Source organism: Candidatus Polarisedimenticolia bacterium, from assembly GCA_035764505.1.
Lineage (GTDB): Bacteria > Acidobacteriota > Polarisedimenticolia > Gp22-AA2 > AA152 > AA152.
On sequence record DASTZC010000014.1, the window covers coordinates 1 to 15,523 of the forward strand.

The 15,523-nt window shown below is 65.8% G+C and carries 12 protein-coding genes; 6 read left to right on the forward strand and 6 right to left on the reverse strand.

Annotated features, from left to right (window positions below; genetic code table 11):
* The 5 genes from VFW45_00760 to VFW45_00780 all read left to right on the forward strand — a co-directional run.
* Positions 1-2,505: efflux RND transporter permease subunit (locus VFW45_00760; GenBank protein HEU5179294.1), on the forward strand; the 2,505-nt coding region annotated here is incomplete at its 5' end.
* Positions 2,502-4,001 carry an efflux transporter outer membrane subunit gene (locus VFW45_00765; GenBank protein HEU5179295.1) on the forward strand — a complete coding sequence of 500 codons (1,500 nt, stop codon included), beginning with the start codon at positions 2,502-2,504 and terminating at the stop codon, positions 3,999-4,001. The genes VFW45_00760 and VFW45_00765, both read left to right, overlap by 4 nt.
* 105 nt (positions 4,002-4,106) lie before the next feature.
* The gene (gene cax, locus VFW45_00770) at positions 4,107-5,207 is read left to right on the forward strand and encodes a calcium/proton exchanger (GenBank protein HEU5179296.1); all 1,101 of its coding nucleotides are present in this window, start codon (positions 4,107-4,109) and stop codon (positions 5,205-5,207) included.
* Positions 5,204-5,905 carry a VIT family protein gene (locus VFW45_00775; protein HEU5179297.1) on the forward strand — a complete coding sequence of 234 codons (702 nt, stop codon included), beginning with the start codon at positions 5,204-5,206 and terminating at the stop codon, positions 5,903-5,905. Before cax ends, VFW45_00775 begins: the two co-directional genes overlap by 4 nt.
* Positions 5,906-6,021: 116 nt before the next feature.
* Positions 6,022-7,479 (forward strand): alpha/beta fold hydrolase, encoded by a 1,458-nt coding sequence (locus VFW45_00780; protein ID HEU5179298.1) that lies wholly within the window; start codon positions 6,022-6,024, stop codon positions 7,477-7,479.
* Here VFW45_00780 and VFW45_00785 read toward each other — a convergent pair.
* The 3 genes from VFW45_00785 to VFW45_00795 form a co-directional block, all read right to left on the reverse strand.
* Positions 7,476-8,807 (reverse strand): alpha/beta hydrolase, encoded by a 1,332-nt coding sequence (locus VFW45_00785; GenBank protein ID HEU5179299.1) that lies wholly within the window; start codon positions 8,805-8,807, stop codon positions 7,476-7,478. The genes VFW45_00780 and VFW45_00785 overlap by 4 nt on opposite strands.
* A gap of 102 nt (positions 8,808-8,909) precedes the next feature.
* Positions 8,910-9,473 (reverse strand): hypothetical protein, encoded by a 564-nt coding sequence (locus VFW45_00790; protein ID HEU5179300.1) that lies wholly within the window; start codon positions 9,471-9,473, stop codon positions 8,910-8,912.
* Positions 9,470-11,539, reverse strand: a complete 2,070-nt coding sequence (locus tag VFW45_00795) for a carbohydrate-binding family V/XII (GenBank protein ID HEU5179301.1) — start codon at positions 11,537-11,539, stop codon at positions 9,470-9,472. Before VFW45_00795 ends, VFW45_00790 begins: the two co-directional genes overlap by 4 nt.
* A gap of 199 nt (positions 11,540-11,738) precedes the next feature.
* Between VFW45_00795 and VFW45_00800 the strand changes: the two genes are divergently transcribed.
* A complete protein-coding gene (locus VFW45_00800; protein HEU5179302.1) occupies positions 11,739-12,929 on the forward strand; it encodes a porin in 1,191 nt (396 codons plus the stop codon).
* Here VFW45_00800 and creC read toward each other — a convergent pair.
* The 3 genes from creC to VFW45_00815 form a co-directional block, all read right to left on the reverse strand.
* Positions 12,899-14,359, reverse strand: a complete 1,461-nt coding sequence (gene creC / locus VFW45_00805) for a two-component system sensor histidine kinase CreC (protein ID HEU5179303.1) — start codon at positions 14,357-14,359, stop codon at positions 12,899-12,901. The genes VFW45_00800 and creC overlap by 31 nt on opposite strands.
* Positions 14,356-15,036 (reverse strand): two-component system response regulator CreB, encoded by a 681-nt coding sequence (gene creB, locus VFW45_00810; GenBank protein ID HEU5179304.1) that lies wholly within the window; start codon positions 15,034-15,036, stop codon positions 14,356-14,358. Before creB ends, creC begins: the two co-directional genes overlap by 4 nt.
* A 41-nt stretch (positions 15,037-15,077) precedes the next feature.
* On the reverse strand, positions 15,078-15,523 hold a 446-nt coding region (locus tag VFW45_00815), incomplete at its 5' end, for a hypothetical protein (GenBank protein ID HEU5179305.1).

Below are 15,523 nucleotides of genomic sequence, written 5' to 3' on the forward strand. Positions count from 1 at the left end.
ACCTACACGGTGAGCGCGCCGGGACGGCTCACCACCCCGGATGAGTTCGAGAACATCATCATCCGCGAGACCGAGACGGGCGGGGCGATACGGATCAAGGACGTGGGGCGCGCCGAGCTCGGCTCGCAGGACTACAACTCCTTCGGACGGCTGAACGGCAAGCCCGCCGGCGCCATGGCGGTCTACCTGCTTCCCGGCGCCAACCAGCTCAAGGCGGCGGAGACCATCTACCACACCATGGAGCAGGCCAGCGGCTTCTTCCCCGCCGACATGGAGTACAAGATCGTCTATGACACGACGCCGGCGGTGGAGGCCTCGATTCATGAGATCGTCAAGACCTTCGTCGAGGCGATCATCCTGGTCACCCTGGTCGTCTTCATCTTCCTGCAGAACTTCAGAGCCACCCTGATTCCGCTGCTGACGGTGCCGGTGTCGCTGGTCGGGACCTTCATCTTCTTCCCCATCCTCGGCTTCTCGGTGAACACCCTGTCGATGTTCGGCCTGGTCCTGGCCATCGGCATCGTGGTCGACGACGCCATCGTCGTGGTCGAGGCCGTCATGCACCACATCGAGCACGGCAAGACTCCGAAGGAAGCCACGGTCCAGGCGATGAAAGAGGTCTCGGCTCCGGTCATCGGAATCGCCCTGATCCTGTCGGCCGTGTTCGTCCCGGTCGCCTTTCTGGGCGGGCTGACCGGGCGGATGTACCAGCAGTTCGCCCTGACCATCGCAATCTCGGTGCTGCTCTCCGCCTTCAGCGCCTTGTCGCTGTCGCCGGCGCTGTCGGCCATGCTCCTGAAGCCCAAGAAGGAAGGCGGCAAGAAGGGGCTGCTGACCCGCTTCTTCGACGGCTTCAACCGGCTCTTCGAGAAGGCTACCGGCGGCTACGTCTCCGTGGCCGAGATCCTGGTGCACAAGGGGTGGATCACCATCGTGATCATCGCCGGGGTGATCGCCGGCGCCGCGCTTTTCGGCATGACGCTGCCGGCCGGGTTCGTCCCCGACGAGGACCAGGGGATCATCGGAGTCAACGTGCAGCTTCCCGCGGCCGCTTCGCTGGAGCGCACCAGCGCCGTCCTGGCGCAGGTGGAGGAGATTCTCGGCAAGACGGAAGGGATCGACGCCTTCACCACGATCGGCGGATACGGCATGGTGACCAGCACCTACCAGCCCAACTTCGGCAGCATCTTCGTCCGGTTGAAGCCGTGGGAGGAGCGCCACGACGAGGCGCTGCACGTCCGGGGAATCATGGGACGCCTGCAGCAGCAGTTCGCGGCCATCCCTGACGCCATCATCTTCCCGTTCAACATCCCGACCATCTCGGGCTTCGGCGCCTCGGCCGGATTCAACTTCCTCCTTCAGGACAAGAGCGGCGCGCTGAGCGTGGCGGAGCTGGGGGAGAAGACCCGCGATTTTCTCCAGGAAGCACGTCAACGGAAAGAGCTCGCCAACCTGTTCACCTCGTTCGACCCGCGCTACCCGCAGGTGAAGGTGGACCTCGATCGGGAGAAGGCGCGCAAGCTCGGCGTGCCGGTGAACGACGTGTTCCAGGCGATGTCGGCGGTCCTGGGCGGGACCTATGTCAACGATTTCAACCGCTTCGGACGGCTGTACCGCGTCTATGTACAGGCGGAAGGCGACGCGCGCCGCCAGCCTGAGGACATCGGCAAGGTCTACGTGCGCAGCGGCACCACCGGGAACATGGTGCCTCTCGCCACGCTGGTCAGCATTACTTCCGAAGCCGGCACCGAAGTCACCAATCGCTTCAACCTGTTCCGCTCGGTCGAGATCAGCGGCGTGCCGGCCCCCGGGTTCACCTCGGGGCAGGCGCTGAAGGCGCTGGAAGAAGTCTTCGCGAAGACGATGCCCAAGGAGATGGGCTTCGCCTACTCGTCGATGTCGTACCAGGAGAAGGTCGCCCCCCCCGCCGGCCCCACCTTCCTCATGGCGATCTTTTTCGTCTTCCTGCTGCTGGCCGCCATGTACGAATCGTGGCGCCTGCCGTGGGCGGTCCTGCTGGGCTCCCCGCTGGTGGCCCTCGGAGCTTTCTTCGGCACCTGGCTGATGGGCTACGACAACAACGTCTACGTGCAGATCGGCCTCATCATGCTGATCGGCCTGGCCGCGAAGAACTCCATCCTGATCGTCGAGTTCGCCAAGGCAAAGCACGAGCAGGAGGGGAAATCGGTGATCGAAGCCGCGATCGAGTCGGCCCGGCTGCGCTTCCGGCCGATTCTCATGACCGCCTTCGCCTTCATCCTGGGCGTCGTCCCTCTGATGCTGTCGAACGGCGCCGGCGCGGCGGCGCAGAACGTCATGGGGACGGCGGTCTTCTGGGGGATGCTGATCGCCACGGCCATGGGGGTGTTCATCATTCCCGGGAACTTCTCCTTCGTGGAAGGTCTCGGACGCAAGGGCAAGGCGAAATCACCCGATCTCGCCCCGGTGGCCGGGGCCCCGCACGGACCCGCCACCGCGCCCGGGGGCGGGGGCACCCACGCATGAGGCAGTCTCGCGCCGCCGCGGTCCTCGCCGGCCTGCTGACTCTTGCAACCCTGCAGACGGGCTGCCTCCTCGGTCCCAGCTACCAGCGGCCCCCGATCGAGTCGCCTGCCACCCATCGCCCCCTGGAAGGAGAGGCCACCGAGCAATCCCTGGCCGACCTCCCCTGGTGGGAGGTGTTCCAGGACCCCGCCCTGCAGGAGCTGATCCATCAGGCATTGCAAGGGAGCTTCGACCTGCGGATAGCGGCGGGGCGCGTCGAGGAGGCGCGCGCCCGGGCCGGCATCGCGAAATCCTTCCTCTTTCCCGAGGTGAATCTCACCGGCGGCTACACCACCGAGCAGCTCTCCACCCTTACGGATCCGGCGCAGAACCTCGGCGTGCAGGACCGCAAGTTCCAGAACTACAACCTCGGCTTCGGGATGTCCTGGGAGATCGACCTGTTCGGGCGGCTCCGCCGGGAGCGCGAGTCGGCCACCGCCGTCTTCTTCGCCTCCCAGGAGGCGCGCCGCGGCGTGGCCATCACCCTGGTGGCCGACGTGGCGCGCGCCTATTTCGATATGCGCGGCCTCGACCTGGAGCTGGAGATCGCCCGGCGCACGCTTCAAGTAAATGACGAGACGGTCGCCTTCTACCGCCGCCGGGTCGAGGGAGGCGTCTCCAACCAGCTGGAGCTCAACTCCGCGATCGCCAACCGGGCGCGGACTGCCGCCGCCATTCCGGAGCTGGAGCAGGAGATCGCTTTCCAGGAAAACCTCATCCATCTTCTCCTCGGGCAGGCTCCCGGGCCGGTGCCGCGCGGCAACTCGCTGGACGAGCAGTCGCATCCCCCCTCGGTTCCCGCCGGCCTCCCTTCGGCCCTGCTCGAGCGGCGACCCGACGTCCTGGAGTCCGAGCAGCTGCTGGTCGCCGCCAACGCCGACATCGGCGCGGCCAAGGCGCTGTTCTTTCCCACCATCTCGCTGACCGGCTTCTTCGGCGGCGCCAGCCACGACCTCTCGGATTTGGCCAATTCGGGCGCCCGCGTCTGGTCGCTCGGGGCCGGCTTGTTCCAGCCGCTGTTCCAGGGAGGCCGCATCAAGCGCAACTACGAGGCGGCCAAGGCGCGCTTCGACATCGCCTTGGCGCAATACCAGCGATCGGCCTTCAACTCGTTTCGCGAGGTGGCCGACGCGCTGGTGTCGATCCAGAAGCTGGAGGAAGCGCGGGTCGAGCGCGAGACGGGGGTGGAGGCGCTGCGCGACGCCGCGCAGCTGTCACGCCGGCGCTACAACGCCGGGCTGTCGAACTACCTCGAGATCCTGATCGCCGATCAGAACCTTTTCGACGAAGAGCGCCTCCTCGCCCGGACGCGCGGCTCCCAGATGGACGCCCTGGTAGAGCTCTACCGGGCGCTGGGCGGCGGCTGGTCCCCGGAGGCGATGACGCCGGCCGAGCCCGGGGGGAACCCCGCCTCGGAGAGCACGCCTCCCGCGACCGAGGCACCGCCGACGCCGTAGTGCCGGCGGCCTTCAGGAAACAACGCTCCGGGCCGGACCCGGGGCTTCCGCGTGCCAACTTCGAAACGTCCGCGACGCGCCGCCCCGCGCGGCCCCGGGGAGCCGATGCGAGCCTTCCTGCGCCAGCCGATCAACTGGTTGATCGTCTTCTTCCCGATCGCGCTCGTCATCGAGCATACGGGCGCCGCCGCCATGTGGGTCTTCGTCACCGCGGCGCTAGGGCTGGTCCCCCTGGCGGCCATCCTGGTGCAGGCCACGGAGCAGCTGGCGATGCGCACCGGCCCCGCGATCGGCGGCCTGCTGAACGCAATGTTCGGCAACGCCCCCGAGCTGATCATCGCCTTCGTGGCGCTGCGTGCCGGAGAGATTGCGCTGGTCAAGGCGTCGCTCGTCGGCGGCATGCTCGCCAACATCCTGTTCACGCTCGGATTGTCCTTCTTCGTCGGCGGCACGGCCTACAAGGAGCAGGAGTACAACGCCCGCGCCGCGCGCAACCAGTGCTCCCTGCTGCTGCTCGCCGCGCTGGCGATGATCGTGCCGAGCCTTTTCCACAATTTCATCACGCCCGAGACCGCACCGATCGAGCAGCAGCTCAACTACACGGTTGCCGGCGTGCTGCTCCTGGCCTACCTCTTGAGCCTGGTCTTCATGCTGAAGACCCACCCTGGCTTCTTCGCGGCGGAAGGCAGCGGCGGACATCACGAGGAGCCGGAGTGGAGCCAGGGTCTGGCAATCGGCGTCCTGCTGGCCACCTCGGTGGCGCTGGCCTTCATCAGCGAGGTCCTGGTCGGCTCGATCGAGGAGACGGCGCGGACTCTGGGTCTTTCGAAGGCCTTCATCGGCATCATCCTGCTGGCGCTGATCGGAGGGGCGGCCGAGATCTACGCCGCGGTCGCGTCGGCCCGCAAGAACCAGATGGATCTGTCGATCGGCATCGCTATCGGCAGCGGCTTGCAGCTGTCGATGTTCGTCGCCCCGGCTCTGGTCCTCGTCAGCGGCTTCCTCGCCCCGCAGCCGATGAACCTGGTGGTGGGGACGGTGGGCGCAGTCCTTATCTTCCTCTCCGCGCTGGTAACCCTGGTGATCGCCGGGGACGGCAGGTCGAACTGGTTCAAGGGAGCGCTGCTGATCTGCGTCTACGCGCTCATCGCGCTGTTCTGCTACTACCTGCCGGACGATCTGTCGCGCACGTCGATGCAGCCATGACCGCGAGGTCCCCCTCAGCGTCAGCCCCACCCGCGAACAAAGAGCGCTTCGTGGCGCGCTATCTCGACCTGGGTGACCGCCTGGGGGAAATCCTCTTCGGGCTGATCATGGTCCTGAGCTTCACTCTCGGGGCGGGCCTGGTCGTCCACGAAGGGGTGGACGCGACCAAGGAGATGCTGATCGGGATCATCGGCTGCAACATCGCCTGGGGCCTGATCGACGGCGTGATGTACATCCTCGGCTCGATGTTCGAAAGAGGACGCAGCGTGCATCTGCTGCATACCGTCCAGCGGGCCCGCGGCGACGGCGAAGCGCTGGAGATCATAAGCTCGGAGCTCGACCCGCGACTGGCGGCGATCACCTCGACCGCCGAGCGCGAGCGCCTCTACCGTGACATCCTGAAACGCCTGCGGACCTTTCATCCGCTGAAGACGACCCTGACGAAAGCCGATGTCTACGGGGCCATCGCCTCGTTCTGGCTGGTGGTCCTTTCGGCCATTCCCGCCGTCGTGCCGTTCCTGATCTTTCAGGATCGGCTCTTCGCGCTGCGGGTCTCCAATGGCTTGCTCCTGGCGATGCTGTTCTATGTCGGCTATCGCTGGGGGAAGGAGACCAACAGCCGCCCCTGGCTCATCGGGACGTGTCTGCTGGCCGTGGGCATCGCCATGGTCGGGACGGCCATCGCCCTCGGCGGTTGAGGAGCCATGCACCGACGCCGTATTGCTCGAATGCAGATCCGTCTCGGCCGCCGCCCCGCCGGCGTTGAGATACACATGAGTGAGCACCGCGCCTTGCGGGCCGGAGCGAGATTGTCGTGAGTCTCCTCCACCGCACCACACGCTGGCTGCTCATCCTGCTCGCCTTCGGGGCCAGCCTGCTGGCGGCCGTCGTCCTGGTTTTCGCAATCCAGGCGCGCCACCGGCTACCGGAGCTGCGGCCGTGGCACCGGCTGGCGCTGCAGGACTTCACGGCGGGCGCGCCCGGCGCTCCGGCGACCTTCCAAGACTACCGCCGCCTCGAGGATCGCCTTGCCGCGGAGGTGCGAGGCCGCATTCTCGATAATCCCGCGGCTGCCGACAAGATGGTCTACGGCCGCTACAACCCCGCCAGCGTCCCATCGCACCTGGCGCTCGACACTCCCTACAACCATTCCTATGAGCTGACGCCGGCCGGAGAGATCCAGTGCGGCGTCTTGCTGGTCCACGGCCTGTCCGATTCGCCTTACAGCATGCGGACGATAGGCGAGATCTTCCAGAGGCAGGGGTGCTACGTGGTCGTCCTGCGCCTGCCGGGTCACGGCACCGTTCCCTCGGGACTGCTGAAAGTGCGATGGCAGGACTGGTACGGCGCGGTGGTCCTGGCGGCAAAGCAGGTGGCGGCGCGCGCTTCTGGCAAGCCTCTCCTGGCGGGGGGACATTCCACCGGCGCCGCGCTGGTGAGCCTCTACTCGGTGCGGGCGCAGGCGGATTCGAGCCTGCCGCGCCCAGCGAGGATTTATCTCGTCTCGCCGGCCATCGGGATCTCGAAGGCCGCGGTGCTCACCAACATCCTCGCGTCGCTTTCCTTCCTTCCCCGCTTCGAGAAATCGGCCTGGCTCGACGTTCTGCCGGAGTTCGATCCCTACAAGTACAATTCCTTCCCGGTCAACGCCGCGAACCAGATCCACCGCCTGACGCGGGTCCTGCGCGCCGAGCTGCTGGATGCTGTGGAGAAGAAGCAGCTGGCGGGAATGCCCAAGGTGATGGTCTTCCAGTCGCTGGTCGACTCGACGGTCACCTCGGCGGAGGTGGTGCACGGACTGCTCGAGCTCCTGCCGCGCGGCGATAACGAGCTGGTGGTGTTCGACATCAACCGGGAGGAGAAGATACAGGGGTTCCTGGCGGCGGGACCGGTGGAGCAGCTGAAGCGGCTGCGGGCGGCGGGCGATCTCCCCTACCGCGTCACCATCATCGGCAACCCGTCAGAGGCGACGGACCGCATCGCCTCGATGAGCCGGATCGCCGGCTCGAACGACTTCGTCCAGGAGGACCTGCCGCTGACCTGGCCCGCGGGCATCTTCTCCCTCGGCCACGTCGCCCTCCCCTTCCCTCCCGACGATCCGGTGTATGGTCTGGAGCCGGCCGCCGGAGAGGGGCCACGGTTCAATCTCGGAGGGATCATGGCGCGCGGCGAGAGCGGCGCGCTGGTGGTGCCTCTCGGAATGTTCTCCCGCCTGCGCTGCAACCCCTTCTTCAGCGTGATCCAGAAAAAGATCGAGGAGTCGCTGCGCTAGGGCGCGGGCTTGCGGGTCGGATACCCGTCGTCGAGACGCCAGAACCCGGGACCGAGCCGCACCAAGGGCCTGCCGCTCGCCTCTCCTGGATCCCGGTTGTCCCGCAGGATCAAGATGATGTCGGAAAGCGCCGCAGGGTTGGAGTAGAAGTAGCTGTGCCCGATGAAACCTGCCTTGAGATTCGTGCTGACGAAGGCCCCTCCCCCATAACCCATGACGCTTCCCCGTTGTCTCTGGACATCGGACAAGTCTTCCTGGACGATACGCCCGACTCGTTTCTGGCTCACGAACAGCCAGGTCGAGAAGCCGATCGCTTCGTCCGACTTGGACATGTACACGGTCAGATGGTCGATCTTTGCCGGAACCTCCTCGGCCGTTATGCGCTGAGAGATCGCTTCCAGGTCGAGATCCGGCGCCGCGATGATCACGTTGCCCAACTTGCGATCTCCGGGTGGTACGTAATCGCGCCCGCCCCTTTCGATCAGGATCTCACGAAGCGCCGTCAGGAGCACGTCCGAGCCGCGGCTATGTGCGATGAAATGGATCTTTTCGATCTCCGGGATGTTCGCCAGGATGCGCATGATCTCTTTGAGGTGGAAGATCGTGTACTCGCCGGACTCGCGGTCGTAGAAATAGCCGCGGAGCCCTCCCATCCCCGCAGGCCAGGTGTAGGCGATCGGGACGCCCTGACGGGGCAGGAAATGCCAGATGGCGGCGATCACGGAGACGGCATGCTCGAAGTCGTTGTTGTAACCGTGGACGAAGACGTAGACGTCCTTCCTTGGCGTCTTCGCGAGACGCGAGCGCACGTCGTTCCGGAAGAGCTCGGCGACACGCTCGTGCTCCGCCACGACCTTCGGGTCGTAGTGGATCCTATGGTCGGTCCAGTCGGCCTGGGGGTCGAACGGCCATGGCGTCGGCGGGAATCGCCCCTTCTCCTCGACCTTCACGAGCTCACGGGGGAGGGGCCCCTCGCGCTTCCGGCTCCGGGAAGCCTTGACCAGCTCGTCCCAGGTGACGTTCTCGCCATACTGGATGACCGCGGAACCGAACGCCATCGAAGGGGATCGGCCGAAGTCGTAGGCGACCATGTCCTCCGCTGAGCCTTCGATCCTGCGACGGTCCGTGACATAGAGGACATCCACCTGGTTGTTGCGGAACTCGACCGGGACATCCGTGAACGGATTCGTCTCGGAATCGGCGTACAGGTTCGGCGTGGGCACCAGCTCAGGCGTCCCACCGGACACGAGCCAGAAGACCAACCCGCCCCCGAAGACCAGCATCCCAGCGATCAGGGTCAGCCATTTGACGCTCCGGCGCATGCGCATCTACGGTACCTCCCTTCCATGAGCCATGGCTTTCATCGCGTGGAGTTCCGTCTCTCTCCCCAGGAGAACAGGATCGCCCCACGCTCACCGCATGACCGTTGGTCAGAAGCCGACCGTCACTCCAGCCTGCATCCGCCAGGCGTCGCCATAAGGGCTGGTCAGATCGTTCTTGTCATAGTTGAAGTTGTACAGTGCCGAGAAATAAAAGCCGGCCCCGCGGCCGATCGGCGCGCTGTAGCCGCCTCCCGCCAGGAAGCTGTTGGCGGTATCCCGCTCCGTGTCGAAGTTGGGGAGGACGAATTCATAGTTGATAAACTCGTAGGCCCCTTCCAGGAAGATGCTCGGCAGGACGAAGTACCGCGTGAAGAGGGTCGCGCCGTATTCGTCGGTATTGATGTCCTCGGCATAGCGAGAATCGTTGACCCAGCGGTAGAATAGCTGCATGCCGCCGTCCAGCTTCGGCATGAAGCGATAGCCGATCAGGGGCGCGACCTCCACGTAATCGACATCGCCGAAAGACAATCCCAGCCCTCCTCCGAAGAAGAGCTTGTCCTTGACGGAGGGGGGCGGCGGATTGGATGGCGGCGGATTCTGGGTCTGCGCGAAGAGCTGCGGGAAGGTCAGAGCACAGAGAAGCAGTGCCGCGAGCCGCGGAAGCAGTCTCATCGACGCCCGCCGCCCCGGCCCCCGCCGCCGCGATATCCTCCGCCATAGCCGCCCCGATATCCCTGGGTGCGCTGCGCCCCGTTCTGGCGCGCCGTGTAGTCGCGATTCAAGCCGCTGTTTCCCGATCCTTTCCATGAGCTTCCTTCCCGGGTCTGCCACGACCCGCTGCCGTCCCGGCGATAGACGTTGCCGCTGCGGTCGGAATAGAGATTGTTGGAAGCACCCGCCGCGCTTCGCGCCTGCGGCCGCGTCGATTTGTCCGTCGTCGAAGCGGTGCGCGCCCGGTTCTCGGCGCGATTGTAGACGTTGCTGTTCGTCCCGTAGGGCGTGGGACGCGGCCGCCCCGGATTGTATCCGCCCGGCGGGCGGACGACTCCGCCCCCGCCGCCATAATAAGGAGGACGGTAGACCGGACCATAGTAGCCGCCATAGTACCCGCCGTAGTAGCCGCCCCCCCAGAAGGAGAAGACGAAGGGACCATAGCCGACGCTGAATCCAAGGCTCCAGCCGTAATAGGGGTTGTAGTGGGCATTGAAACCGAAGGTCACCGGGTGCGGATAGTAGACGTAGGGCGAGACATAGGGGGGATAGTACCAGCCGGTCCCCCAGACGACGGTACCGTAGTAGGGATAGCAGCCGACATAGCCGGGCAGGTACCCGACGTAGACCACCTCGGGGTTGGAATCGTAGACGTAGACATATTTCGTGTTGTACACCGGCTTGTCGGGAGGAATCTGCTGCACCTCGGGCGGCACCCGGTCGGCGACGATCCATGGGCCCTCCGGCGTGTCGGCGATGTACCAGACCGCCTGGTCGCAAAGGTAGTACTTCCCTTTTATGCGCAGGACCTGCGAGGCGGTGTTGACGGCGTATTCCACGTCGTCGGAAACCTTCTCGAACTTCGGCGGGCCGTCGTAGTCGACCTCTGCCTTGGCTTGGTCGCGCCGGACGGCGGCGGTCTGGGGGACCTGGGCCTCCATCAACGCATCTTCCGCCTGCTCGGTCCCCGCCACGCTGGAGAGCACCTCGCCGATGGGCGACGTAGGTGGGATCTTCTTGAAATCGGCCGGCAGGGCGTCCGCCTTCACGAGCTCCCAGGGATCCTTCATCCCCTTGCTGCGATACCAGCGTCCCGAGATCAGCACGTAGGTGTCCTGGCTGGGAACGTCCAGGATGATCGCACTCCCGGTGTTGGTCACGTAATGGAGATCGGTTCCGGTGACGGGAGTGTACTTCGGCTCCCCATCCAGGAGGATCAACTCCGCAGGCTGGGTGGACAAGATGATGCGCGGCGGCTTCTGCTTCGAATCCTGGGGAGGCTTCGGCTGCTCCTCGCCCTTTTTCGGAGCTTGGAGCTTCTCGTAGTACTTCGCGACTTCCTTGCCCGGCTTCTTGACCGCTTCCCATTCACCCTTGAGATCGGCCGCTGTGAACCAGACGGCGGAGCCGTTGAGGTAGTAGGCCTTGCCGTCGAAGACGAGGAAGTAAGGGGTGTTCACGACGCGCTTGAGCGATTCGAAGTCCGGAACGTCCCTCAGGATCGGCTCGCCATCCAGAAGGACCAGCACCGCCGGAACCTTCTCGATCAGGATCCGGGGCGCCTTGGTGTTGAATCCATCGGCGTACTTCTTCTCCTTCTCCACCAGCCTGAGGCTGGCAATCAGCCGGTCGAGGGAATCGTCGAACTCCCATTTCGGCACTTCCTTCTCGATCAGCGAGGCCAGCTTCTGCTCGCTCTCGGGCGTGCTTCCCGGGAACCGCGATTTCGGGATGGTGACGTCGGCGTACTGGACGGTGCGGTGCTCGCGATCCACGTCGACGCGGGCCCGGAACCAGGCGGTGCCGAACACCGGCTCCGGCTTGGTCTTGAGCTTGATCGAGACCGCCGCTCTGCCGGTGAGGATGTTTCCTTCATAGCCGTCGGGCTGCGGCTGGTAGACCAGAATGCGGCCTTCTTCCGCCTTGATCTCGCGCGGCCAGGCGGTCTTGTCCGCCGCCTGGAGCGACGTTGCGATCATGAGAACAGCAGCGGCCGGGAAGGCGCGGAGGGTGCGGGAGGGTGGCAAGACGACTCCGGGTGGTTGGCCTGCCGAAAGCGTTCGGCATCATATCATAGGGTTTGGCCCTCCCGGCCGGGGGAGGAAAGCGGAGTCGAGGCCACCCCGCAGGGTCGGCCGGGGGCGCGCTGCGCGAGACTTCATTATATATGTTCGGATACAATGCGCCGGCCCCGGACGGTCCGGGCGCTTTGAGGGGGATTGGAGAATGCAAGGTATCATCCGTGCCCGCCATGACAGCAAGGCCGCGGCTCTGCTGCTTCTCGCCTGGCTCGTCATGGCGGCGGAGACGCCTGCGTCCGCCGTCGTCACGCTGGTGGAGGGAGAGAAGGGAAAGCTGGAGGCCGACTTCCGCTTGATGGTCTGGGCGGTCGACTCCGGTCCCGACCTGCCGCTGCTCCCGGGTTTGAATTCCGCCCCGCCTCCCCCGCAGGAGGAGAACATCCAGGATTTCTCGGTGCGCCGGATGCGAGTCATCTTCCGCGCGCAGCTGGGAGAGAAGCTGGAGATCGCACTGCAGGCCGGCCTGGACAACGAGGGGAGCAAGATACTGCGCGACGACGCCGGCTTCCGGATCAAGGACGCCTACCTCAACTACAAACAAGCCGACGCGCTCCAGATCATGGCTGGGCAGTTCAAGGTCCCCTTCCTGCGCCAGAACCTCTGCTCGGGATTCAATCAGCTCCTGGTGGACCGCTCGTTCGTGGTGGCACAGCGCCCGGCCATCGAGGGACAGCGCGACCTGGGCGGGATGGTCTGGGGAAACCACGGCGGCTTCCAGTATCGGACCGCCCTGTTCGACGGCAGCGATCAGGAGGATGTGAACAGTCGCAGCAGCCTGCGCGGGACGGTGCGGCTTTCCTACAACTGGTTTACCCCCGAGCCGGGCACAAGCTACACCGGCACGACGCTGGGCCAGAAGCGCATCCTGCAGATTTCCGGACAGGTCGACGCACAGAACGACCGCGTCGATGCGCGTGACGATGCCGGGTTCACCACGGAGCATCGCGATTACCACGCCTGGGCGGCGGAGTTCTTCTACGACCAGCCGTTCGCCGAGCGCTGGGCCGTCACCTTGGAGGGAGCCCGTCTCGAGCGCAACGATGACTATGAAACGGCCGGGCTCGACACGCGCCACATCGACGGGACCTACGGGCAGGGAGGGCTGCTGCTGCCCTTCAACGTGGGACCGGGGCGGCTGCAGCTGGCCGGGCGCTGGGAGGAGATCGAGTCGACCCGCGGCCTGGAGGAAACTTCGCTGCGTGCCCGCACTTTCGGATTGACCTGGTTCACGACGGGGCACGATCGCAAGATCCAGTTCGACCACGGCGAGGTGCACGAGCGACCGGTGGATCTGGACGACAACTTCTACCGGCTTTCCTTCGCCGTGATGTTCTGAGCCGCGCGCGGCAGCTCGAGGACGGCGAGCAGGCCGCCCGCCACCACATTCTCCAGCCGGACGGAGCCGCGGTGCAGCTTCGCCACCTCCTGCGCAAAGTTGAGACCCAGTCCCGTGCTCTTCTTGCCGGTGTCGGGCCGCTGCAACGAGAAAAACCGCTGGAAGAGCTTCCCCTTGGCGTACTCGGGAATGCCCGGACCCTGGTCCTGGATCTCCAGACGGATAGTCGCCTCTTGGCACACGGCCCGCACCACGATCGTGCCGCCCGGAGGGCTGAAGTCGATGGCATTTTGCAGGAGGTTCGACAATGCCTGGTGGAGCAGAAAGGGGTCGCCCTCGATCTCGAGGTCCGGCTCGAGCTCGAGGCGGAGCGTCAGGTGCTTGCGAGCCAGCAGCGCCGCCTTGCTTTCCTGCGCGCCGCGCACCAGCTCCGCCACCCGCACACGCTCGACACTCTGCAGCGAGCGGCGCGTCTCCAGCTCCGACAGGGCGAGCATGCGCTCGACCAGATCCTCGAGGCGGACGGCCTCGCCGTGGATGTTCGCCAGGAAGCGGGCACGGTCGGCTTCCGGCATCCCTTCCTGGAGCAGCTCCGCCGCTCCCCGGATCGCCGAGATGGGACTCTTGAGCTCGTGCGTCAGGGTCTGGACGTACTCTTCCACGTACTTCTTCCCTTCCAGGGCCTCGCGCATCCGATCGAAGGCGTCACCCATTCGCTTAAGCTCCATCCCCGCCAGGCGCGGTAGCGTGGCGGACCTTCCCTCGCGAACGTCTTCGGCATAGCGCGTCAAGGATCCAATCTGGCGGGCGATCCACCAGGAGACGAGCAGGCTCAGAAGGACGGCCACCGCCCCGGAGAGCGCCGCGATGCGGAAGATCTCCGGCTTGGCCGAGCGCAGGAAGGCATTGATGCTGGTGGTCGGCTCCGCCACCGTCAGCACCCCCACCGTCTCTCCCCCGACCTGGATCGGCGCCGCGACATAGAGGACCGCCGAGGCAGGATCGTCCGGGTCCTCCCGCGTGGTGCGGGCGCCGTATTCTCCCTTCAACGTCAATCCGACGTCGCGCCAGTTGCCGTAGTCGACGCCGACGTTGTCTGGATCCCGCGAGTCGAACACGATCTTGCCGGTGGCGTCGGTGATGTAGACGTGTCGATCGACCCGCTCCTTGCGCATCTCGTAAATCTTCGCTGAGAGCTCGCGCCCCCTCGCCTCCTGCAGGGTCTTCGACCACTCATGGGGGCTGAAGCTTCCCGCCTCCATCTCGTGGCCCACGCGGGTGGCCAGCAGGTTCGCCTCGTCCACCAGCGGCTCTTCCAGCGACTCGAGGTAGCGCGTCCGCAGATCGGAGGCGATGCGCAGGATCGGGTAGGAGAAGCAGAGGGCGAAGATGGCCGAGTAGGCGAGAAAGAGGGCGCTTCCCAGTCTCACCAGGACTCTTTCAGGGAGTAGCCGACCCCCCGGTGGGTCACGATCGGATCGCCGTCAGGGTCGACGGCCTTCAGCTTGGCGCGCAGGTTCTTGATGTGTCCGTCGACGCTCCTCTCCAGGCTGGTGCCCGGCTGCTCCCAGACGATCGACTTGAGCTGCTCGCGCGAGTAGACCTGGCCCGGGCGGCGCAGGAAGGTGACCAGCAGCTCGAATTCGGTGCGCGACAGCTCCAGCGTCCTGCCGCGGTAGTCGATGCGGCGCCGATCGGTGTCGACAACGAAGGCGGGGTGCCGTCCCCGCGGCGGCGCCGCGGCGGCCGTCCGGCGCAGCACCGCTTTGACGCGAGCCGACAGCTCGCGCGGCGAGAAGGGCTTGGGCACGTAGTCGTCGGCGCCCATCTCCAATCCGAGGACTCGATCGATCTCCGCCGAGCGGGCGGTCAGGAAGATGATGGGGACGCCGTGGGCCCGGCGGATCTCACGGCAGAGATCCAATCCGCTGATGTCGGGCAGGCCGATGTCGAGCAGGATGAGATCGACGCGCTCTTTGGCCAGGGTCGGGAGGACGGCCAGACCCTCGGAGAGACGCAGCGTGTCGAGCCCTTCGGCCTCGAGGACGTACTGGATGTTGTCGAGAATCGCGGGCTCGTCGTCGACGATGAGGATCCTGGCTTTCAAGCTCTGCCGGCCTCCCGGATCGGAGCGCTGGGGGCCGCATGTTAGCACCGACCGGCGCGGCTTTCATGGCTCCCGGGCGGCCGCGCGCCCGCTGCGCGGTGTACGGACCAGACCACGGCAGCCAGGATCAGACAGACGAGGCTGACGCAAGCCGCGTGCTCCCGGAAGGCCGCCGGGTCCTGGCGCCAGGCGCGCCCCGCCAACGGCACTCCGAGGGTGAGGGTCAGGTACCCGGCCAGCGGGACCCATGCCGGCGGGACGGGCCGCTCCCTCCAGGATCCGGCGGCCGGAGGGATCATCCTCTCGACGGCGAGATAGGCCAGCAGAAGCGAGACGGCGTACAGGACGATCCCGGCGAGCCGATGGAGCATCTCAGGAGTGATCCACCGGCCGTACAGATCCATCTCGTAGAGATGCGCCGCCGCCACGATGCGCAGCGCGTTGGTGCCGACGGCGAGGAGGAACGAGAGGACGATTCCGGCCCCGA